Annotated in this window: 19 protein-coding genes; 3 read left to right on the top strand and 16 right to left on the bottom strand. The window is 68.6% G+C overall.

Features of this window, described 5'->3' with window-relative positions; translation table 11 throughout:
* The first annotated feature begins 108 nt into the window (after positions 1-108).
* The gene (locus SB751_RS00370) at positions 109-465 is read left to right on the top strand and encodes an ArsR/SmtB family transcription factor (RefSeq protein ID WP_144195403.1); all 357 of its coding nucleotides are present in this window, start codon (positions 109-111) and stop codon (positions 463-465) included.
* Positions 449-1,429, top strand: coding sequence for an SRPBCC family protein (locus SB751_RS00365; RefSeq protein WP_144195402.1), 981 nt, complete (start codon positions 449-451; stop codon positions 1,427-1,429). The genes SB751_RS00370 and SB751_RS00365 overlap by 17 nt, the downstream gene beginning before the upstream one ends.
* Here the strand turns inward: SB751_RS00365 and SB751_RS00360 are convergent.
* Positions 1,317-3,272 (bottom strand): FUSC family protein, encoded by a 1,956-nt coding sequence (locus SB751_RS00360; RefSeq protein WP_410747704.1) that lies wholly within the window; start codon positions 3,270-3,272, stop codon positions 1,317-1,319. The genes SB751_RS00365 and SB751_RS00360 overlap by 113 nt on opposite strands.
* A gap of 135 nt (positions 3,273-3,407) precedes the next feature.
* On the opposite strand from SB751_RS00360, the gene SB751_RS00355 reads away from it, so the two are divergent.
* Positions 3,408-4,298, top strand: coding sequence for a LysR family transcriptional regulator (locus SB751_RS00355; RefSeq protein ID WP_144195398.1), 891 nt, complete (start codon positions 3,408-3,410; stop codon positions 4,296-4,298).
* Between the two features lie 74 nt (positions 4,299-4,372).
* On the opposite strand, the gene SB751_RS00350 is transcribed toward SB751_RS00355, so the two are convergent.
* The 15 genes from SB751_RS00350 to ccmA all read right to left on the bottom strand — a co-directional run bounded on the left by SB751_RS00350 (position 4,373) and on the right by ccmA (position 22,295).
* Entirely contained in the window at positions 4,373-9,241 is a 4,869-nt protein-coding gene (locus tag SB751_RS00350; RefSeq protein ID WP_410747703.1) for an ESPR-type extended signal peptide-containing protein, read from the bottom strand.
* A 146-nt stretch (positions 9,242-9,387) separates the two neighbouring features.
* Positions 9,388-10,554, bottom strand: coding sequence for an ABC transporter permease (locus SB751_RS00345; RefSeq protein ID WP_410747702.1), 1,167 nt, complete (start codon positions 10,552-10,554; stop codon positions 9,388-9,390).
* A gap of 28 nt (positions 10,555-10,582) precedes the next feature.
* Positions 10,583-11,737: an ABC transporter permease gene (locus tag SB751_RS00340; protein WP_144195392.1), complete on the bottom strand. Its 1,155-nt coding sequence runs from the start codon at positions 11,735-11,737 to the stop codon at positions 10,583-10,585.
* A 48-nt stretch (positions 11,738-11,785) separates the two neighbouring features.
* On the bottom strand, positions 11,786-12,505 hold the full coding sequence (locus SB751_RS00335) for an ABC transporter ATP-binding protein (protein WP_410747701.1): 720 nt from the start codon (positions 12,503-12,505) through the stop codon (positions 11,786-11,788).
* 1 nt (position 12,506) lies between these two features.
* Entirely contained in the window at positions 12,507-13,715 is a 1,209-nt protein-coding gene (locus SB751_RS00330) for an efflux RND transporter periplasmic adaptor subunit (RefSeq protein WP_144195388.1), read from the bottom strand.
* A gap of 78 nt (positions 13,716-13,793) precedes the next feature.
* On the bottom strand, positions 13,794-15,206 hold the full coding sequence (locus SB751_RS00325; RefSeq protein WP_144195386.1) for an FAD-binding oxidoreductase: 1,413 nt from the start codon (positions 15,204-15,206) through the stop codon (positions 13,794-13,796).
* A 28-nt stretch (positions 15,207-15,234) separates the two neighbouring features.
* Positions 15,235-15,942, bottom strand: a complete 708-nt coding sequence (locus SB751_RS00320; RefSeq protein ID WP_410747700.1) for a FadR/GntR family transcriptional regulator — start codon at positions 15,940-15,942, stop codon at positions 15,235-15,237.
* 109 nt (positions 15,943-16,051) lie between these two features.
* Positions 16,052-17,065 (bottom strand): cytochrome c-type biogenesis protein CcmH, encoded by a 1,014-nt coding sequence (locus tag SB751_RS00315; RefSeq protein ID WP_409558923.1) that lies wholly within the window; start codon positions 17,063-17,065, stop codon positions 16,052-16,054.
* Positions 17,058-17,597 carry a DsbE family thiol:disulfide interchange protein gene (locus SB751_RS00310; RefSeq protein ID WP_313818850.1) on the bottom strand — a complete coding sequence of 180 codons (540 nt, stop codon included), beginning with the start codon at positions 17,595-17,597 and terminating at the stop codon, positions 17,058-17,060. The genes SB751_RS00315 and SB751_RS00310 overlap by 8 nt, the downstream gene beginning before the upstream one ends.
* A complete protein-coding gene (locus SB751_RS00305; RefSeq protein ID WP_410747699.1) occupies positions 17,594-19,603 on the bottom strand; it encodes a heme lyase CcmF/NrfE family subunit in 2,010 nt (669 codons plus the stop codon). The genes SB751_RS00310 and SB751_RS00305 overlap by 4 nt, the downstream gene beginning before the upstream one ends.
* Positions 19,600-20,061, bottom strand: coding sequence for a cytochrome c maturation protein CcmE (gene ccmE, locus SB751_RS00300; RefSeq protein ID WP_211943307.1), 462 nt, complete (start codon positions 20,059-20,061; stop codon positions 19,600-19,602). Before ccmE ends, SB751_RS00305 begins: the two co-directional genes overlap by 4 nt.
* A complete protein-coding gene (gene ccmD / locus SB751_RS00295) occupies positions 20,058-20,210 on the bottom strand; it encodes a heme exporter protein CcmD (RefSeq protein ID WP_144195376.1) in 153 nt (50 codons plus the stop codon). The genes ccmE and ccmD overlap by 4 nt, the downstream gene beginning before the upstream one ends.
* An 18-nt stretch (positions 20,211-20,228) precedes the next feature.
* Positions 20,229-20,990, bottom strand: coding sequence for a heme ABC transporter permease (locus SB751_RS00290; RefSeq protein WP_211943308.1), 762 nt, complete (start codon positions 20,988-20,990; stop codon positions 20,229-20,231).
* 4 nt (positions 20,991-20,994) lie between these two features.
* On the bottom strand, positions 20,995-21,660 hold the full coding sequence (ccmB, locus tag SB751_RS00285) for a heme exporter protein CcmB (protein ID WP_144195372.1): 666 nt from the start codon (positions 21,658-21,660) through the stop codon (positions 20,995-20,997).
* Entirely contained in the window at positions 21,660-22,295 is a 636-nt protein-coding gene (ccmA, locus tag SB751_RS00280; RefSeq protein WP_410747698.1) for a cytochrome c biogenesis heme-transporting ATPase CcmA, read from the bottom strand. Before ccmA ends, ccmB begins: the two co-directional genes overlap by 1 nt.
* Positions 22,296-22,355 lie beyond the last annotated feature (60 nt).

Genomic DNA, 22,355 nt, shown 5'->3' with positions numbered 1-22,355 from the left:
GGCCCGGCGGGCGCTGGCGCCGCAGGGTGGCGGGGGCGCCGCATGCGGCGCTTCTTCGATATTGCTAAAGTCCTTGCTTAACTATTTGCCGTCGCTATACTAAAGCACATGCTTAACCAATCAGATCCTCTCGACATGACGTTCCAGGCGCTGGCCGACACCACGCGCCGGACCCTGCTGGTGCAACTGTCACGCGGCCCCGCGTCCGTGACCGATCTTGCCCGGCCGCTGGCGATGTCGTTGCCGGCCGTCATGCAACACCTGGCCGTGCTGGAACAGGCCGGGCTGGTGCAGTCGCAGAAGGTTGGGCGGGTACGCACGTGCCGGATGGCGCCGAACGCGCTGAGTCAGGCCGAGCAGTGGATCAGCGCCCGGCGGGCCGAGTGGGAAGGCCACTTCGACCGCCTGGGCGACTACCTGGAAACCATGAAGAAGGAGGCAACCCCCAATGACGACGGCAACTGAAGATACGGCAAGCCCACTGGCGCAACTGGCGCAACTGGCGCAGCCGCGCCCGCTGACGGTCTCGCGCGCGTTCAACGCCCCGAAGGAACTCGTGTTCCAGGCGTGGACGTCTGCCGAGCACGTCAAGCACTGGTTCTGCCCGCAAGGGTTCACGATTCCCGAGGCCGAGGTCGAGCCCCGCGTGGGCGGCAGGTTCGACTACTGCATGCGCGCGCCGGACGGGCAATCGCACTGGGTGCGCGGCCATTTTGTCGAAATCCTGCCGAACGCGCGGCTGGTGATCGACATGACCGTGGTGGGCGGCGACGGCGCCGCGCTGTTCAACGCCCTGACCACGGTGTCGTTCGACAACGTCTGCGGCGGCACGCAGCTCGATGTCGAACAGCACTACACGCTGCTGGACCCCTCCGCCGGCAACTTCACGCGCGGCGCCGAGCAGGGCTGGGCCCAGACGCTGGACCGGCTGGAGGTGGAGGTAGCCCGCATGGCCGATGCACCGCCCGCCGCGCGCTCGGTGGTGCACGGCATGTTCCGCATCGAGCGGACGTTCAAGGCCACGCCGGCGCAGGTCTTCCGGGCGCTCACCGACCCCAAGGCCAAGGCGCAATGGTTCGGGGGCGGCGAGGGCTATCAGGAACTGGCGCGGACCATGGATGCCCGCCCCGGCGGCCGCGAGCACCTGAAGGGCAGCTGGGCCAACGGGCTGGTCTCGACCTTCGATGCCATGTATTTCGATGTGGTGCCCGGCGAGCGTCTGGTCTACGCCTATGAGATGCACATGGGCGAGCGCAAGATCTCCGTCTCGCTGGCGACCTTCGAGATGAAGCCGGCCGGCGACGGCACGCGGCTCGTCATGACGGAACAGGGCGCTTTTCTCGATGGCTATGACGATGCGGGCTCGCGGGAAGCGGGCTCGAAGCACCTGCTGGAGGCACTGGCGAAGTTTGTGGAGCCGGCAGCGTAACCCGCAGCACCACCAACGCGCTGCGCACCGCCCGCATCTCTGTTTCTATTAGTGTGAGTGCGCCGATGCAGGCGAGCGCAGCGTCGATCTGGCCGGCAAGCCGGGCCGGCGGCGGTACCGCCGCGCCGGTCCTGAGCCGCCCCCGGTAGTGCCGGGCCACCCCGCTCAGCACGCGCCGGACGGGTTTGCGCGCCGGCGCCGGCAGCGTCGGTAGCGCGCGTTGCAGCGTCAGCGTGCAGTAGCCCACCTGTAGCTCCGTGAAGCCGTCCGAGGCCAGCCGGTCCGCGCTGGCGCCGAGGCGCGGCATCAGTTGCCCGAAGCGGTCCAGCATGCGCGCGCCCAGCGGCGCGGGGTCGCCGCGCCACGTGGCGGCCTGCGCCAGATCCTGCCAGCTGGCGCGGATCAGCCGGTGCGCGGCCACATGGGCCCCGAACGGCCGCGCCAGCGTGGCCCAGAGCGGTGCAAACAGCATCGCCGCCGCGTTGGCCAGACTCGTATTGAAGGCGCCGAGCAGGTTGGCATCGTAGATGCTCTGGATGTTGGCGAACGAGGCCGTGTTCACCGACAGCAGCATCGCAATCAACTGGAAGCCGGGCCGCGAGATCAGCAGGCCGATGCCGAGGTAGGGCAGGGCGAGCATGCCGACCAGCGCCTCGAAGGTCTGCGCGTGCGGTACGACCAGAAACAGGTAGTAAGACGCCACGGTCAGGCAGGCCAGGCTCCAGCGCGCGAACACCGGCGCCACGCGGCGCGGTTCGTCGAGGGTGGCGAAGAAGCAGCATGCGATGGCCGCCACCGCCACCGGTCCGCCCCCATCCTCCCATCCGGAAAATATCCAGATCAGCCCCGCGCAGAACACGGCCAGCCCCGTGGAGGCCGCGCCGAACAGCAGCATGCCGTGGTCGTGATAGCGGCCTGCTGTGGGGCTTTCCGGCGGGGCGATGCGGGCCGGGGCCGGCGGGGCGGCTTGCGTGGGACGGTCGCCAATGCCGTGCTGGAGGGCGTCGCAGGTGGCTAGCAGTTCGTCCATCCGGCCGCGCAGGAAATCGGCAGCGTCTTGCAGGGCGGGGGCGGGGTTGGTGTCAGCCGCGCGCGGCTGGGCGCGCAGCACGCTGTCCAGCGCGGAGAGCGTGGGCATCAGCCGCGACATGGTCTCGCGCAGCGCCCGCGCATGGTGCAGGGTGTGCCGGCTCTCGGTATCGAACGACAGGTGCGCGATCATCTGGTCCAGCGCGAGCATGTCCGCCGCCAGGCGGTGGCGGCTGGCGCTGGCGTGCGCGTCGGCGGCGAGGATATCGGCCGCCCAGGCCCGGGCATCGCGAATCCACTCCCCGGCGCGTTCGCGCAGCGCCGGCGCCACCTTGGCCGGCAGCACGATCGCCCCGACCAGCCCCGCGCAGACGATACCGATCACGATTTCCTCGATACGCGCCACCGCCACATCGAAAATCTCTCCCGGATGGCTCACGGCCGGCAGCGCCACGATGGGCAGCGTATAGGCGGCCAGCAGGAACACATAGCTGCGCGGGCCGCGCTCCAGCAGCGAGAGGTAGACCAGCCCCGTGATCCACAGCGCGATGGCGCCCGTCAGCACAATCGGCATATTGACCAGCGCCGGCACCGTGACCACGGCGGCGGTGGCGCCCAGCACCGTGCCGGCCACGCGATAGGCAGCCTTGGAGCGCGTGGCGCCCGTGAGCGGATGCGAGACGAAGTAAACCGTGGCCATGGCCCAGTAGGGGCGAGGTAGGCCGAAGGACAGGGCGATATAGAGCGCCAGCATCGCGGCCGCGAATGCCTTCAGCGAGAACAGCCACTGTCGGGCATGCGGCCAGCCAGCCATGATGGGAATCTTCCGGGGGCGGAAGTGTGTGGGAGCGTTGCGGGGCAGTGTAGCGAACTGGCGATCATTCCATCCATGATTTAAAATTCGCCGATCCAGTCGGAATTTTCATCATCATCGATCCCGGGGAATGCCATGCCCATCGACATCCGCGCGCTGCGCTACTTCGTGGAAACCGCGCGGCTCAAGAGTTTCACGCAGGCGGCGGCGTCGCTGTACGTCACCCAGTCCACCATCAGCAAGATGGTGCGCCAGCTGGAGGACGAAGTGGGCCAGCCGCTGTTGATCCGCGAAGGCAAGTCCGTGCGCCTGACCGATGTGGGCCGGGTGGTCTACGACCGGGGGCAGGAGGCGCTGGGCGTGGTGCATCGGCTGACGCTGGAGGTGGCGGATCTGTCGTCACTCGGGCGCGGGCAGCTGACCGTGGGCCTGCCGCCGATGGTCAACCTGTTCTTCTCGCCTGCCGTCAGCGCGTTCCGTCAGCGCTATCCCAATCTGGAACTGACCTTGTCCGAGCATGGCGGGCAGGTGGTCGAGCAACAAGTGGCGAATGGTGAACTTGAGGTAGGTGCCACGCTGCTGCCCGGCGACAGCGGGCTGGACCTTGCCACGCGCGAGTTCGCGCGCTATCCGATCTGGGTGGTGGGCCCGCGCGGCGTGCCCTGGGCGGGCGGCAAGACGGTACGGCTCGAGGCGCTGCGCGAGACGCCGCTGGTGCTGCTGACCGACGAGTTCTCGCTGACCTGCAAGCTGCGCCAGGCGTTTGCCACGGCGCGCATGACGCCGCGCGTGGTCGCGCAGAGCGGCCATTGGGACTTCCTGGTGTCGATGGCCGCCGCCGGCCTCGGCACCACCTTTCTGCCCGAACCGCTGCTGGCGCGGCTGGACGCCGCCGACACCCTCGCCATGGCCCGCCTGACCGAGCCGACCATGGACTGGGCGATGGCCCACGTCTGGCCGCCGGGCCGCTACCTGTCTCACGCGGCGCGCGCGTGGCTGGCGGTCTGCGAAGAGGTGATCGGGTAATCAGGTAAACGAAAAAAAGCCGGGCAAGGCGCCCGGCCGAAGTCACTGCATGGAGAGGCGGATTCGGATCCGTCTTAGAACTGCTTGACCACCTTGAACATCACGCCATAGTCCTTCACGCCGTCCTGGTCGGCCGTGTAGCCGTTGGCGGACAGGTTGAGCAGGTCCTTGGCGTAGCCCACGCTGACGGTGCTGTTGTAGTTGAAGCGGCTGCGCTGGGTGGCATCCGGCAGCGCGAAGCGCGCATCCGGGGCACCAGCCAGGCTGGCCTGGCGCTGGCCGGCGCCGTAGAACAGGTTCGGCCCGCCCTGCAGGCGCACGCTGGCGTTCAGGCCGTTGGCGTGCTGATAGCCCAGCTTCACACCGCCGATGGCGTCCATCGCCGTGGTGGTGGCACCCGAGACGTTGAGGTTGTAGGCCCCGGCGCCTTGCTCGTTCACCGCGTGGTCGCGGGTCTGGCGCATGTCCAGGCCCATCATCGGCGTGACGGTGAAGCCCTTGGCCACTTCCACCGGCTTGCCCACCACGAAGTTGGCGCGGTACTTGTCCTGGCCGTTCTTCGAGGAGGCAGTCTCGTTGACGCTGCCGTAGTTGAGCGAGCGGCTCGATTCGAGACGATGTTGCTCGAACTGCAGGTCACCGGAGAGTTCCAGCCCGGCGGCGATCGGGTTGACGTACTGCACACCGGCGAACTGGCTCACGCCCGAGAGGCCGTTGCTGGTGGCGGCGTTGGAGCCGGCGTCGATGCTGGCCAGGTTGGCCACGCCGTAGCGCACGGCCACCTTGCCCTGGTCGCCCACGCTGAAGCGCGAGGACAGCACGGCCATGTCGTACTCGGAGCCGGCCAGGCGGGCGCCGGGGGTGCCACGGGTGACCATGTTGAAGCCCAGGCCGCTCGGGGTTTCCTTGACGTTGTCGGCCAGCACGTTGAAGCGGTTGCTGAGCACCTTGGCCTGGTTCATGGCCTGGCCGAAGCCCTGGCCGGTGAGCTGGCTCACGCCCTTGGTGACTTCGGCGGCGGTGGCCAGGTTCAGGCTCTGGAACACGGCGTTATTGCTGTAGGCACCTTCGAGGGCGGCGGCGGCGTCCTTGAGCTTGGCGTCGGTCACCACGTCCTGGTAGGCGTTCTTGGTCATCGTCACGTCGATGCCCTTGGCGTCCTGGGCGGCGTTGGCGGTCCAGACGGCGCTGTCGGACTGGATGTTCTGGGCGCCGGTGATATCAGTGCCCTGGAACACGTTGTCGAAGGTGACCGCCTTGGCGGCGGTGCCGGCGGCGAAGGCGGTGTCGACCTTGACCTCGGAGACGTCCAGATGGCTGCCACGCAGGGTGCCGGCCGTACCGTTGGCATTGGTGCCGACCTGGTAGCCGCGCAGCACCATGCGGGGCGCTTCGACTGCCGGCGTGGGCACGGTGCCCTGCGAGGGCGCTGTGGTCTGGGCCGCGATGGCCTTGTCGCTGCCCGTGATGGCCGCGGCGCTGCCCGGGGCAAAGATCGCGCAGCCGGTGTCGCATTCCAGATTCACGGTGCCGTTGTTGACGACCTTGCCATTGCCGCCGAAGGCGTACGAATTGTTGGCGTAGACGTTGATGACGCCCGTGGTGTTGTTGTAGATCTGGTTCGCGGTGTTGGTGCCCTTGATGCCGACCAGACCGGTGCCGTTCGTGCCGTCCGCCTTGCCGGCTTCGGTGCCGACGTTGAGGGTGCCGGCATTGATGATGTGGGTGGTGTAACCCGTATTGGCGCCCAGGATGCCCACCGCCCCGTTGCCCTGCACATTGATCGTGCCTTCGTTGCCGAAACTGGTGGCGCGGCCCATGCTGATCAGTGCCTTCTCGGTGCCGTTCATCATGCCGTTGATCACGCCCGTCGAACGGTTGACCAGCCAGTTGTTCGGATTGTCGGTCGCGTCGCCATGGCCGGTCTTGAGGGCGCTGTAGCCGTCGGTGGCGGTCATCGTGCCGCCGTTGTTGAACGGCTGGCCGCCGGGCAGGGAGCTGATGTTGACCAGCGCGCCTGTGCCCGGCGCCGTATTGCGCAGCGTGCCGCCCTCCTGATTGATGAGGTTGAGCCGGCCGTAGATGGCATCGCCCTCGCTCACGGTCCAGTCGCCGGTGTTGGCGATCTTGTTGGTATAGGATCCCGCCGTTGCGCTGCCGTGGAAGTTGCCTTCGTTAAAGAAGTTGTTGCCCGATACCAGCGACAGCAGCCCCACATTCATCGTGGCGCCGGCCCGGTTGTATCCCACGCCGCTCGTCACCGTGCCGGCCGTCAGCGTGCCCTTGTTCTCGAACTTCGCAAGTGTCAGCGGGGTGGAAGGCGACGAGAAGCTGGCGCCTTGCTGGTTGAGCAGCCAACTGCTGCGCATGTCCAGCGTGGCGGCGTTGGTCACTGCGCCATAGTTGGTGAGATGGTTGGCGGCGACATAACCCAGGGGGTCATCCAGCGTAACCGACTGGCCTGTTCCGGCAATGACGCCGGCAAGTGGCGTGGCCGTGACGGCGGTGTCGCTGTTGTCGACCGTCGGCGATACGCCTTCGCCCACCACGATCTGGCCGCGGTTGACGATGCGGCTGGCGCTATCGGCGTCGAAAGCCTTGCCCGCATTGGTCTGGATGTTGATGACGCCGGTGGTGTCGTTGACGGCCGTGCCGCCGTTGTAGGCGGCCATGCCGACCAACTTCCCTTCCGTGACCGGGGCGCCCTCGTCAGTCACCAGATTGATGGTGCCCTGGTTGATCACGGTGCCGGCTCTCTGGGCACTCATGCCAACACCGGCGTTGTGCATGGTGATAACCCCATCGGCGGCGTTGGTAGCGATGCCGTTTGTATTGGCAAAGTGTGTGTCGTTACCGGCATACATGCCGACACCATGCCGGTTCGCAGCGACCGGGCCATCCTTGACGATCGGCGCAAGATCAATTACGCCGTGATTGGTGGCGGTTCCCTGAATCGCCCCCATCCCATAGACGTTGTAACCGTGGCCGGCGATGCGGCCATTGTTGATGATGGCCGTGTTGGTGTCCTCGCCGACCATGGCGATGATGCCTCTTGAACCGACGAAGTAATCCTCTTTTTGTAGATTCCCGTCGTTCTCGAGGACGGCGGCGCCGTTGTCGGAATTCAGCAGGATGGTCCCAGCGTTCGTGGCGCGGGCGCCCTTTTCGGCAGCGATTGCGACCGTGGAAATGTGGGTGCTTGTTCCGGACACCGGGGAATCTTCATTCACCTTCGTCAGGTCCAGCGTGCCATGGTTGGTCACGCTGCTGCCGGCGTCCGACACATCGATCAGGTGCGACTGGATGCCCGCATTCAGGACCGCCGAGTCGGCGATATCAAGTGTTGCGCCACTGCGCACATCCAGCAGCGCCAGGACGTCAATCGATTTGTCGTCGTTGTCATACATTTCCTTCGTGCTGAAGCGCGTGGTATCGACGTCCAGCGTCCCGTTTTCCCAGACGACTCGGGCGCCGTTGGTGGCGGACACGATATTGGGATAGTTCGTTCCGGTACCGCTCACGCTGGACTTCCCCGAAATATGGAGTTCGCTGTTTCCGTCCACGGACACGAGTGACCCGTACACGCCCTTGCCTGCGGACAAAGGGCTGCCAGAGGCACCCGTCAAGGCATTCTTCTCGCCGATGAAGCTCACGCCGCCGTTCAGATGCACCTTGTTGGTGTTCTCCGCGCCGGTGAGATCTCCGGTGACCACCACGCCGTACAGCGTTTCAGCCGCACCACTTCCGCTCCGATATACCGAGTTCGCGATTTCTTCGCCATCGGCCACGACGCGCAGCTGTCCGTCCAGGTTCACGGTGTTGCCGCTCCCCGTGACGGCCAGGCCGGTGGCGGTTTCCGTGAACCGCTCGGCCGCATCGGCGGCGTTCTGGTCCTTGTCGACGGTGATGCCGCCGCGCAGCGAAACCGTGTTGCCGTGGCCGCGCACCGTGACGCCGGTGGCATTGCCGCCGACGACCTTGACGTTCTCGGCATCCGGGCCTTGTGCGGCGCTGCCGATCACCACGTTGCCGCCGTTGCCGGTCAGGCTCACGCCGGTGGCGTCGTTGCCGACCGTCATTTGTCCCAGCAGATTGATCTGGGCGTCGTCCCCTTGCACGGCGATGCCGGTGGCATGGTCCGTGACAGTGGTGGTGCCGCTTTCCGTGACAGTGGCACCGTTGCCGGTGATGGCGGTGCCCGTCGAGCCTTGCCCGGTTACCGAGGTTTCGCCGTCGTTGATTACCACGGCATCGCTGCCGCTGATGCGCGTGCCGGTGCCGCCATCGGTGACCGTCGCACCCGCTTCGTTGAGCACCTTTGCGCCATTGCCGGTGACCGATGTCCCGACGGCGCCTTCGCCGCCGACCGATGCGTGGCCGCCGTTGATGACCGTGGCATTGTCGCTCTCGACATCCGTGCCGATCTGGCCGGCGGAGACCTGGGTGTCTGTGGCATTGACGATGCGAACGCCGGGAAGCGGGGCAGGGCTGGGTGCGGGCTCGGCGTCGGGGGCGACGACCGGAGCGATCCCCGGGGCCGGTGCGCTGGCGTGGCTGCCGCCACCGCCATTGAGCAGGGCCGCGAGGCCGCCGAGGCCGGCGACAACGCCAGCGCCGATGACGAGCTTCTGATCGCCAGACGTCGCAGTTTCCTTGCAAGCATCGGCAATCGGCAGGCCGGCGGCGTCGAGTTCGGGCTCGCAGGCGGCTGCATCGGCCGACTGGATGTCTTGGGAAGTCGTGGGCTGGGCGAGCACGGCCGCTTCCGCGTCAATCTCGCCGGCATTGGCCATGCCTTGCATGCCCATCAGGCTTGCCGCCACGGCCAAGGCAGTCAGTGCCTTGCGCACGCTGCTGCGCTTGCCGTGGGACTTGGCGATTTCGGAAACGGCAACCCAGGTGCCAAGGGATTCGTTAAAGACTGCGCGATAGGTGGTGTTCATTTCTGCTCTCCATGAGTGTGCATGGAGGGTAGAAATGAAGCGGTCTGCGCTGAATGGTAGAAACTTTAGAAACCGGGAGACGCCGGGGGGGCCCCCCCGATCCGGCTTCGATCCGGATCTATCCGATCACCCGAACGGGTTTCCGATCAACGCGCGCGCAGCGCATCCACGATATTCAGGCGCGACGCACGCAGCGCCGGCAGGAATCCGCCGATGAAGCCCATCGCCATCGAGAACAGCAGCGTCTTGACGACGATGCCGGGCGTGAGCAGGAAACGGAACGACAGGTCGGCAAAGGTCTGGAAGTTCGTCGTCGAAAATGACGCAAACTGCATCAGCGCCGCGCAGGCCAGCCCGGCCACGCCGCCGACAAAGCCCAGCAGCACCGCCTCGATAAGAAACGCCGCGAGCACATTGGTGCGCTGGAAGCCCAGCGCGCGCAGCGTGCCGATCTCGCCCACGCGATTGGCCACCGAGGCGTACATCGTGATCATGGCGCCAATCATCGCCGCCACGGAGAAGATCGTGGTCAGCGTCAGCCCAAGGATGTTGATGAAGGTGGAGAGCGCGCGCGACTGGTCGCTGTAGAACTGCTGCTCGCGCTTGGCCTCGTTGGCGAGGCGGGGGTCCACGTCGATGTCGGCCCGGAACTTGTCGAAGCCGTCCGCCTGGCCCAGCCGCACCACCATCGACGAATAGCTGGTGCGCCGGAACGACTGCATGAGCTGGTCTACATCGCCCCAGATCTCGGAGTCGAAGCCGCTGCCGCCGGCGTCGAAATGGCCCACCACGGTCCAGTCGCGCTGGGCAAAGCGCAGGTGGTCGCCAATGCGCACGTTGCCGAAGCCCTTGGCGATGCTGCTGCCGACGATGATCTCGGACGAACCCGGCCGGAACACGCGCCCGGCCGTGATGTGCACCTGCGGGCGCAGCGTCACGCCCTGCGGGGACACGCCACGGATCACCACGTTGGCCGGCGAGGCCGCGCCGCTCTTGGTCAGCGAAATCAGCACCACGGCCTCGCGCGAGGCCATGGGCCGGCCCTCCTTGTTCATCGCCACGGCCGGATGCATCTCCATGGCGGCCGCCTGGTCGCGCGAAATCGCGCTCTGGATCTCGGTTTCGGCGCCCTTGCGGATCAACACCACGTTGTCCGGCTCGCCCGTGGTCACCAGCGTCTGCTTGAGGCCCGCGTCCAGCATCAGCATGGCGGCGAAGACAAACACCACCAGCGCCAGCCCGCCGGCCGTGAGCGTGGTGGTGAGCCGCCGGGCCCAGACGTTGCGCGCGATGTAGTGGAGCGGGATGACCATAGGAGGAGGGGGGAGGGAGCCGGCCCGGTCAGCCGATGGCCCGCAGGCCCTCGACAATGCGCACGCGCGCCGCCTGCACCGCCGGCACGATGGCCGCCGCCGCGCCCACCACCAGCGCGCACGCGGCCTGCATCACGGCGGTTTCTTGAGACACGGTGAACACCGGGAACACGCCGCCCACCGCCTGCTTGAAGAAACTGGCTGCCGGCGGTGTCAGCAACATGCCGATGGCACCGCCCACGATGCAGATCAACATCGACTCCCCGAACACCAGCATCGACAGGAAGCCCGGTCCGAATCCAAGTGCTTTTAGCGTCGCATATTCGGTGGTCCGCTCGCGGGCGCTCATCGCCATGGCATTCGCCATCACGGCCATCACGATCACGATCACCACGTAGGACACCACGCGGATGGCCGCGATGATCTGGTTGGACATCGCCACGAAGCCGAGCTGGAACGCCTGCTCCGTCTCGGTCATGGTCTCGGCCAGCGAGTTGCGGAAGACATCGTCCACGCGGCGGGACACGGCGGCGGCATTGTCCGGGTTGTCGATGCCGAGGATGAACACGCCCACCTGATCCGGCTTGCCGACGGCCTTCTTGCGGATGCTTTCGTTCAGGTACTCGTAGTGGAACAGCATCTGCCGCGTGATGGTAGATTCGTCGCGGCCTTCCATGATGCCGCGCACGACGAAGTCCCACGTGCCGGGGTAGATCGTGCCCTTGAGCGGGATGACATCGCCGATCTTGAAGCCGTACTGGTCGGCCAATTGCCGGCCCACCAGCGCGCCCCGGCGGTCGCGCCGGTAGTCCGCGCGCTGTTCGGGCGGCAGGATCAGTTCGGGATACAGATCGATGTAGTTGTCCGAGACGGCGAATTGGGCGAAGAAGTTCTTCGGGTCGCGATAGGTGCCGGCGAACCAGCTCGAGCGCGCCACCTGCGTCACGCCCTCCACGCCCCGGATGCGGTTCTCGTAGCTCAGCGGCAGCGGAAACACCAGCGAGATCGAGTTGCGCGTGACCAGCCGCGCGTTGGACGCCGCCGCCGCGCCCGCGTACCAGGCATCCACCACGGTCTGGAGCAGCCCGTAGGCCAGCACGGCGATCACCAGCCCAAGCACGGTCAGCGCCGTGCGCAGCTTGTGGCGCAGGGCGTTGCGGGCGATCAGCCGGGGCAGGTACATGGCGATGGGGTCCTGGGGTCCTGGTGTCCTGATGTCCTGGATCTGAGCCTAGCGCGGGCCGGGCAGCAGTTCGCCCTTTTCCAGGTAGACGAGCGAGCGCGCCGCTTCGGCCGCGTGGGCGTCGTGGGTGACCATGATGATGGTCTTGCCGGCCTCGGCATTGAGCCGTTGCAGCATGGCCAGGATCTCGGTGGCGGAGGTGCGGTCCAGGTCGCCAGTGGGCTCGTCGGCCACGATCAGCGTGGGGTCGGTGATCAGCGCGCGGGCAATCGCCACGCGCTGCTGCTGGCCGCCGGACAGCTCGGACGGGTAATGGTCCATCCGGTCCGCCAGGTTGACCATGCGCAGCACCATCTCCACGCGCTCGCGCCGCTCCTGGCGCGACAGGTGCGTCAGCATCAGCGGCAGCTCCACGTTCTCGTACGCGGTGAGCACCGGCATCAGGTTGTAGAACTGGAAGATAAAGCCGACGTGCGCGGCGCGCCAGTCGGCCAGCGAGGATTCCGGCAACCCGGCGATATCCACCCCGGCCACGCGCAGCTCGCCGCTGTCCGGGCGGTCGATGCCCGCGATCAGGTTCAGCAGCGTGCTCTTGCCCGAACCGGACGGCCCCATCAGCGCGATGAAGTCGCCTTCGGCGATATCGAGCGTGATATCGGACAGCACCGGCACCGTCTGCGCGCCGCGCCGGTACGACTTGGCGAGGTGGCGGATGGAGACGAGCGGTTCAGGGCGGTGGGTAGGATTGTGGGTCACGTCAGTCGTCACGTCACTTCTTCGCCACGGTGACCTTGCTGCCATCGGACAGCTTGTCGGCCGGCGCCAGCACCAGCGTGTCGCCGGGCTTCACGCCCTGCACGGCCACCAGCTCGCCCACGCGGGCGCCCTTGGTCACCGGCACCTGCCTGGCCTTGCCATCCACCACCTGGAACACCACCGGCTTGCCGTCGCGCTCGGCAATGGCGGCCGGCTGCACCGCCACCAGCGCCTTGCGGTCCTCGGGCGGCACCGGTTTGGAGAGGAAGGCGATCTTGGCGCTCATGTCCGGCAGCACGCGCGGGTCACGGTCGACAAATCGCACCTTGACCAGCACGGTGGCCTTCGAGCGGTCCACGGTGGGCACGATGCGCGACACCCGGCCGGCCATGCGCAGGTCGGGCAGGGCGTCCAGCAGCAGTTCCACGGGCTGGTCGACGATGATCCTGGCGATGTTGGACTCGGAGACATCGGCCTCGACTTCGAGGGTTTCCATGTCGGCGATGGTGACGACCGCGCCCTTGGTGTCCGACGCGGCCGAGAACGGCGTGATGTTGTCCCCGACGTTGGCGTGCTTGATCAGCACCACGCCGTCGAACGGCGCGCGGATCACGGTCTGCTCGACGGATACCTCCGCCGAGCGGGCGTTGGCCTGGGCGGAGGTGATGGACGCCTGCGAGTTGTTGATCGACGCGCGGGCCTTGTTGTAGCGGGCCAGGTCGGCGTCGTACTGCTGCACCGAGATGGCCTTGGGCGCCAGCAGCGTCTCGGAGCGGCGCAGGTTCACCTCGGCATCGCGCAGTTCGGCCTGCTGGAGTTGCAGGTTGGCCTGCGCCACCTGCACCTGCGCCCTGGCCTGGGCCAGCGACGCCTCCACGTCCCGGCTCTCGATCCGGGCGATGATCTCGTCCTTCTTGACGCGCGAGCCCTCCAGCACGCCCAGCCATTCGAGCCGGCCCTGCGCCTTTGAGGCCAGCGCCGCCTTGCGCTGCGGCACCACGTAGCCGGTGGCGTTCAGCAGGGTGTAGTTCTGGGAGGGGTAGGCGCTGGAGACGGTGACCACCTCCACCGCCTGCGGGCCGGCCAGCCGGGCGCCAATGCCGATCACGGCCAGCACGACCACGGCAATGGCCGCGTAGCGGAGCCAGCGGCGGCGCCCACGCGGCGCGGGCGCCATGGCACTGCGATCGATTTTCAGCCTGCTCAGGTCTTGATCAGCCAATTTTTCAACCGGTAGGGTGCGGAAAAGGGGCTGACAGTATAGCGCCGTGTGATCCCGGCGCCGGAAGCCGCCGGGAACTCAGAGCAGCTTGCCCGGATTCATGATGCCGCTGGGGTCGAACACCTGCTTGATGGCGCGCATCAGGCGCAGTTCGAGCGGGTCTTTCAGCGCCAGGAACGAGTCCCGCTTGAGCTGGCCGATGCCGTGCTCGGCGCTGATGCTGCCGTCGTAGCGGGCCACTTCGTCCAGCACGTCCTCGCTGACCGCCTTGCCCTCGTTGAGCGCCCATTTCGCGTCCGCGCCGAGCGGGCGCGACAGGTTGTAGTGCAGGTTGCCGTCGCCAAAATGGCCGAAGATGAACGGGCGGATGCCCGGGTGCTTCGCCAGCAGCCGGGCCTCCATCGACGCCATGAAGGCCGGAATCCGCTCGATCGGCAGCGAGACATCGTGCTTCAGGTGCAGCCCGTCGGCGCGCTGGGCCTCGGAGATTTCCTCGCGCAGCCGCCACAGGCTCTGCAACTGGGCCAGCGAGGCCGAGACGGCCGCGTCCAGGCAGAGACCCTGTTCCAGCGCATCGCCAATCACCGATTCCAGCAGGGCATTGAGCACATCCTCGGGCGCCGTATCGGCGATTTCCACCAGCACATAGGCGGGATGGCGTTCCGGGAAGGGCGCCTGCACGCCTTCGGCATGGGTCAGCACCAGTTCCAGACAGTCGCCCGTAAAGAATTCGAAGGCCTGGAGCCGGGCGCCGCAACGGGCGAACAGCAGCGAGAACAGCTTCAGCGCCTGCTCGGACGACGCCACCGCGGCCAGCACCACGGCGCGGGAATCGGCGCGCGGCAGCAGGCGCAGCGCGGCAGCCGTGATCACGCCCAGCGTGCCTTCCGAGCCAATCAGCAGTTGCTTGAGGTCGTAGCCGGTGTTGTCCTTGCGCAGCGTGCGCAGGCCGTGGAAGACCTCGCCATCGGGCAGCACCGCCTCCACGCCCAGCACCAGCTCGCGCGTCATGCCGTAGCGCACCACGTTCACGCCGCCGGCGTTGGTGGCGAGGTTGCCGCCGATCTGGCACGAGTCCTCGGCCGCCAGCGAGAGCGGGAACAGCCGGTCGGCCTCCTCGGCGGCACGGCGCAGGTTGCCGAGAATGCAGCCGGCCTCCACGACCATGGTGTTGGCGATGGTGTCGATCGAGCGGATCTTGTCCATGCGGTCCAGGCTCAGGATCACGTTGACGGGCCGGCTGTCCGGCGCGGCACCGCCGCACAGGCCGGTATTGCCGCCGCGCGGCACCACCGGCACGCCGGCCTGCTGGCACAGCGCCAGCGCCCGGGAGACCTGCTCGGTCGTGCGCGGCCGGATCACGGCCTGCGCCTGGCCCTTGTAGAGGCCGCGCCAGTCGCTGGTCCACGGCGCCACGTCATCGGGCGCGGTGGCCACCACGTCGGGGCCAAGGGTGTCGGTCAGGCGTTGCAGGAAGGCTGCGTCGGACATGGGATACCTATCTATATATAGAGGGGGTTCAGGCGGCGGCCCGCAGCGGCAGGCCAAGCCGCGCGGCGGCATTGCGAAGATGGGCGGCAGCGGCCAGCCGGGCGGCCTCGGGGTCCGCCGCGCGGATCGCCTCGAAGATCGCCACGTGCTCGCCATGCACCTGCTCGGGCAGCCCCGGCTGCCGCTGGGAATTGCCGCGCGCGGTGCGCACGGCGTGGTGCAGCTGCAGGTTCAGGTACTGGAGCAGGTCCTGGTAGTACTTGTTGTGGGTGGCGGCGGCCACGGCCACGTGGAACTGGGTGTCGGATTCGGCACCCCGGTCGATGTCGTGCAACTGGGCGGCAAGGGTACTGAGCAGGTCGGCCATGCGCTGGAGATCGTCGTCGGTCCGGCGCCGCGCGGCCATTGCGGCGGCGGCGCTTTCCAGGTCCAGACGCAGTTCGTAGATCGCCGCCAGATCGGCGGCATCGGCGCCGGCCTGGCCGGAGAGCCGGAACCCGGCATCGCTGACGCGCGCGCGCACGGTGCTGCCCAGCCCCTGACGGCTCTCGATCATCCCTTGCGAGCGCAGGTGCTCGGTCACCTCCCGGATCACGGCGGTGCTGACGCCGTAGCGCTCGGCCAGCTGCTTGCCGGTGGGCAGGCGGGCGCCAACCGGATACACGCCATCGGCAATCTCGGCGCGGAGCTGCTGGATGACGCGTTCGGTGAGGGTGATGGGGCGGGTTGTCTGCATGGGGTGAGACGTTACACTTTTATGGTTATATGAAAACTAGGGGTAAACGTTAGGTTTTGGGTCTTTGCGGGGTTGGCTTTTGTTCGCAACGCACAATAGCCAACACTGCTTACTTCAACGCCCCCCGAGCCGCCTCCAAATTCCCCCTGACCCTCCGAGCCGTCTCAGATTCCGCCGGCAGCAACCGATAAAGCCGCTCCCAATACCCAATCGCCTCCGCCAACGCCCCCCGCTCAGCCGCATCTGTCCCCGCCAGCGCCAGCGCCTTCGGCTCATCCCCATCCAGCGCCAGTGCCGCGCGCACCTGCTCCATTGGCGCGCCCTCCAGTTGCCCCCCAGCCGCGCTGGCCAGCGCATCGGCATAGTCGGCCCGCAGCGCCGCCGCATCCGGCACCAGCGCCACGGCCTTCGCGTAGGCCGCCGCCGCGTCGTCAAACCGCTCCAGCGCCGTATAAGACCTCGCCAGCATGTACCAGCCGTTGGCATCGCCCGGCTCCTGCCGCAGGCGCAGGGCCAGCCGGGACACCATGGCGTCGATTTGCTGCATGTCTACGGTGTGCCCATCGCCAGCCGGCAGCGTGGCCGGCGTGCTGGCCCAGGCTGCGCGGACCATGCCGGGGTTGCCGAGGTGGAGGTAGAGCAGCATCGCCCCGCCCGGCAGCAGGGCCAGCGAGGCGGCGACTACCCAGCGGGACCGCCCCGGTGGCGCAACTAGATCAGCCAATTCCGGCGGATCGGTGCGAGGACGAAACACGGCCCGATGCCGCCGCCTCGCCCGCACCACGACCACGGCGGTGCCGAGTACCAGCAGGGCCGGCCCGAACCACAGCAGCCACGTCAAGGGCCGCACCGGCGGGTCGTAGAGCACGAAGTCGCCATAGCGCTGCACGAGGAAGTCCTTCACGGCGGTCTCACTCGCGCCACCGCGCAGTTGTTCGCGGATCTGGCTGCGCAGGTCCACCGCGAGGTCGGCGTTGGAATCGGCCAGCGTCTGGTTCTGGCAGACCACGCAGCGTAGCTGTTCCGCCAGCGCATGCACGCGGGCGTCCAGTTTGGCGGCGTCTTCGGCGCCGTGGGCGGCGCACGCCATCCAGAGCAGGCAGGCGAGCGCCAATCTACGCATGGCCGGGCTCCCGTTCCAGCGTGCGCAGCAGCGGCAGGATCTTCTGCTCCAGCACCTGCGGCGTCACCGGCCCCACCTGCCGGTAGCGCACCACCCCGGCACGGTCGATGACATAGGTTTCCGGCACGCCATACACGCCCAGGTCGATGCCGGCCTTGCCATCCGCGTCCACCAGGGACGCCACGTACGGATCGCCCATGCGCCGCAGCCAGTCGCGCGCGGCGTCGGGCTGGTCCTTGTAGTTCATGCCGACCAGCGGCACCTCGGACTTGCCTGCGAAGTCGGTCAGCACCGGATGTTCGACGCGGCACGCCGTGCACCAGGACGCCCACACGTTCAGCATCCACACCTTGCCCTTGAGATCGGATGTGGCGCGTACTTCACTGGAAGCTTTCAGCAGCGGCAACCGCAACGCCGGGGCGGGCTTGCCGACCATCGCCGATGGCAGTTCGCGCGGATCATGCCGCAGCCCGGCAGCCAGCGCGGCGGCCAGGGCCAGGAAGACGGCGAGAGGAAGGAGGAAGCGCGTCATCGCAGCGGCTCCCGGGTGGTGGCCAGCGGCACGGCGGGGCGCGGGGCCGGGAGCGCGGCCTCCGTCACCACCTCCACCGTCCGCCGCCGGTAACGCCGGTCGCAAGCCGCCAGCACGCCGCCGAGCGCCATCAGCACGCAGCCGCCCCAGATCCATCCGACAAACGGCTTCACGTGGAGCCGCACCGCCCACTGGCCGTCGGCCACCTGTTCGCCGATCGCCACGTAGAGGTCGCGGGTAAAGCCATTGTCGATGGCGGCCTCGGTGGTCGGCATGTCCTGGCTGCGGTAGACGCGCCGTTCCGGCGCCAGCGTGGCCACCGTCCGCCCGTCGCGGCTGGCCACCAGCGTGGCGCGGAACGCCGCGTAGTTGGGGCCGCGCACCGGCGCCACGCCCTCGAAGCGGAACGCATAGCCGCCCACGCTGACCACCTCGCCGGCCCGCATCGGCAGTTCGCGCAGGCTTTCCTGGCTTTTCACCAGCGTTACCCCGGCGATAAACACGCCCACGCCGACATGCGCGAGCAGCATCCCGTAATACCCGGCCGGCAACTGCCGCAGGGCCGCCCAGCCGCGATGACGCAGCCGGCTGGCGAGGCTGGTCAGCCCGCTGGCCACGCACCAGGTGGCCAGCCACAGCCCGAGCCCGGTCAGCGCGGAGCCGTTGCGCAGCATCGCCAGCAGCGCCAGGGCCACCAGCAGGCTGCCGATGGCGGCCCAGCGCAGCCGCGCGGCCAGGTCGGGCAGGGCGGCGTGGCGCCAGCGCACCAGCGGGGCCACGCCCATCAGCAGCACGGCCGGCGCCATCAGCGGCACGAAGACCTGTTCGAAGTAAGCCGGCCCCACCGAGATCTTGCCGAGGCCGAGCACGTCCAGCAGCAGCGGATAAAGCGTGCCGAGCAGCACCGTGGCCGCCGCCACGGCCAGCAGCACGTTGTTGGCCAGCAGGAAGGATTCCCGCGACACCGCCGCAAACGCCGCGCGCACCGACACGCGCGGCGCGCGCCAGGCATAGAGCGCCAGCGCGCCGCCCGTGATGGCGCCGAGCAGGGCGAGGATGAACACGCCGCGCGTCGGGTCCACGGCGAAGGCATGCACGGACGTCAGCACCCCCGAGCGGACCAGGAAGGTGCCGAGCAGGCTCAGCGAGAACGTGAAGATGGCCAGCAGCGCGGTCCACGCGCGGAAGGCGCCGCGTTTCTCGGTGACGGCCAGCGAGTGCATCAGCGCCGTGCCGGCGAGCCAGGGCATCAGCGAGGCATTCTCCACGGGGTCCCAGAACCACCAGCCGCCCCAGCCCAGTTCGTAGTAGGCCCAGGCGCTGCCGAGCAGGATGCCGAGGGTCAGGAAGCTCCACGCCAGCGTGGTCCACGGCCGCGCCCAGCGCGCCCAGGCGGCGTCCAGCCGCCCGCCCAGCAGCGCAGCCACGGCGAAGGCGAAGACCACGGCAAAGCCCACATAGCCCATATAGAGCTGGGGCGGATGGAACACCATGCCGGGGTCCTGCAGCAGCGGGTTCAGGTCGCGCCCCTCCATGGCCGGCGGCAGCAGGCGGATGAACGGGTTGGAGGCGAACAGCAGGAACAGCAGGAAGCCCACGCTGATGGCGCCCAGCACACCGATCACGCGGGCCCGCAGCGCCGGCGGCAGGCCGCGGCTGAAGCGCGCCACGGCCAGCGTCCAGAGCGCCAGCATCAGCGTCCACAGCAGCATCGAGCCCTCGTGCCCGCCCCAGACCGCCGCCGCGCGATAGATCGCCGGCAGCGCGGTATTCGAGTTGGCCGCCACGTAGCGCACGCTGAAGTCGTTGTCGAGGAAGGCCAGGGTCAGCGCGCCATAGGCCGCCAGCACCAGCAGCGCCTGGGCCACGGCGGCGGGGCGGGCCACGGCCATCAGCGTGGCGTCGCCGCCCGGACCCCGCGCGGCGCCGGCAATCGGCAGCACCGCCTGCATCACGGCAACGAACAGCGCGAGGATCATGGCGAAGTGGCCGAGTTCGACGATCATCGTGGCGTGGCCTCCGGGGTGCGTGCCCTGGTCTGGGCGGCCTGCTTCAGGGCCTCGGCGGCCTCGGGCGGCATGTAGTTCTCGTCGTGCTTGGCCAGCACTTCGGTGGCCTGGAACACGCCGTCGCGTAGCTGGCCACGCGCCACCACGCCCTTGCCTTCGCGGAACAGGTCCGGCAGCAGGCCGCGATAGACCACCGGCACCTGCCGCACGGTGTCCGTGACGATAAAGCGGATGGTCATGCCGTCGCCCTCGCGGCGCAGCGAGCCGGTCTCGACCAGCCCCCCCAGCCGGAACGCGCGCCCGGCCGGGGCTTCCTGCGCGGCCACCTGCGTCGGGCTGAAAAAGAAGACGAGGTTGCCCCGGAAGGCGTTGAGCACGAGCGCCGTGGCCACGCCGGCGCAGGCCAGCGCGGCCAGCAGCCAGCCGAGGCGACGGCGCCGCGTTGTCGTTGTCATGCGCGGTGATCGTCGCCAGCCGCCAGCCGCCGCGCGGCCCGCGCGCGCCGGGCCAGCAGCATCATTTCCAGCCCCAGCGCGGCAAACGCCACCCCGAAGGCGCCGGCCACATAGCCCAGATGGGGCGAAGACAGCAGCAGGTTCAGCATGATCGGCTCCGGTTCTCGCTACGCCAGCCGTGGCTCGGCGCGCTCGCGCAGGATGCAGCGCACGCGCACCAGCGCCACGGCAATCGTGTACATCCAGCAGGCCAGCGTCATCAGCAGCATGCCGGCCAGCATGGTGTGCGCCATGGACGGCGCGGCAGTCAGGCTCACCGACGCGCCCTGGTGCAGCGTGTTCCACCACTGCACCGAGAAATAGATGATGGGAATGTTCACCACGCCGACCAGCGCCAGCACCGCGCAGGCACGTTCGGCGCGGCGCGGGTCGTCGATGGCGTTCTCCAGCGCGAGGAAGCCGAGGTAGAGGAACAGCAGGATCAGTTCGGAGGTCAGCCGGGCGTCCCAGACCCACCACGTGCCCCAGGTCGGCTGGCCCCACAGCGCGCCAGTCCAGAGCGCGATAAAGGTGAACAGCGCGCCGGTGGGCGCCAGCGCGGAGGCCATCATCGACGAGAGCCGCGTGCGCAGCACCAGCGCCAGCGCGCAGTAGCCGGCCATCACCAGGTAGATGAACATCGACATCCACGCCGCCGGCACGTGGATGAAGATGATGCGGTAGACCTCGCCCTGCTGGGCGTCCGTGGGCGCCACGCCGAAGCCGACATACAGCCCGGCGATCAGACACAGCGCTGCGGCCATGGCGAACCACGGCGCCAGCCGCCGGGCCAGCGGGTCGAAGCGGGCCGGGGAGGCGTAGGCCAGCCAGCGCGACCGGGAGGGCTGGGCCAGTCTGGCGGAGCGGGGCAGGTCGGCCGAGGATCCCATCGTCTCACTCCATGGCAATGCGCAGGCCGGCAGCGGCGGCCGGCGGACACAGGCACAGCGCCAGCGCCAGGCAGGCGCCCAGCAGCGACAACTGCGGCATGACGTCGAGCCCTGCATCCGCCGCCGCGCCGGCCCCGGCGCCAAAGACCAGCACCGGCACGCAGAGCGGCAGGACGAGGATGCACAGCAGCACCGCGCCGCCGCGCACGCCCAGCGTCAGCGCCGCGCCCACCGCGCCGATCAGGCTCAACACCGGCGTGCCGATCAGCAGCGACGCCGCCAGCATCCACGTCGCCCCGGCCGGCAGCGAATACTGCTGGGCCAGCACCGGCGTCAGCAGCAGCAGCGGCAGGCCGCTGGTCAGCCAGTGCGCGCAGATCTTGGCCAGCACCAGCAGCGCCAGCGGCGCCGGGGACAGCAGCATCTGCTCCAGGCTGCCTTCGGCATGGTCGGCGGCGAACAGGCGCGAGAGCGACAGCATCGACGCCAGCAGCGCCGTCACCCACAGGATGCCGGGGGCCAGCGCGCGCAACTGCTGCGGATCGGGGCCGATGGCGAGCGGGAACAGGCTGGCGGCGATGACGAAGAAGACCAGCGTGGCGACGAGGCCGTCGCGCCGGCGCCAGGCCAGTTTCAGGTCATGGACGAGCGTGGCGCCGAAGGCATGCATCAGGCGGTGCCCTCCAGCGCGAGCCCGCGCAGGCTGCCGCGCGCCGTTGCCAGTGGCAGCGCCAAGGGGCCATGCAGGGCGATCACGGCCATGCCGCCGGCGTCCAGATGGGCATCGAGGCGGGTGCGGAAGTGGTCGGCGGCGGGGGCGTCCAGCGCCGCCAGCGGCTCATCCAGCAGCCACAGCGGGCGGGGCGTGAGGGCCAGCCGTGCCAGCGCGATGCGCCGCCGCTGGCCCTGGGAGAGCGTGCGCAGCCGCGCATCGGCCATCCGCGCGAGCCCCGCATCGGCCAGCGCCGTCCGCGCCGCCTCCGGCGTGACCCGGTGCCCGGCAAGCCGCGCCGCGTAGACCAGTTGCTCGATGGCGCTCATGTCGGCATCGAGCCCGTTGTGGTGGCCGAGGTAGGCCACCGAACGCCCATAGTCCGGATCGCAGCCGCGCACGGGCCGGCCTTGCCAGGTCACGGCGCCGGCCAGCGGCACCAGCAGCCCGGCCAGCACCCGCAGCAGCGTGGACTTGCCGCTGCCGTTGGGCCCGGTCAGGGCGATGGCCTGCCCGGGCGCCAGGTCGAGGTCGATGCCACGGAATACGGCGCGGCCGGCGCGGGCAAAGGCGAGCTGGTGGGCCGCGAGCATGGGGCGGGCCTCAGCCGGAACGGGGTCGGGCGCGGGAACGGGAACGGCAGGGCGCGGCGT

It is taken from the genome of Cupriavidus sp. SIMBA_020, from assembly GCF_046535395.1.
GTDB classification, from domain to species: domain Bacteria; phylum Pseudomonadota; class Gammaproteobacteria; order Burkholderiales; family Burkholderiaceae; genus Cupriavidus; species Cupriavidus campinensis.
This window is presented reverse-complemented; position numbering and strand designations above follow the sequence as displayed.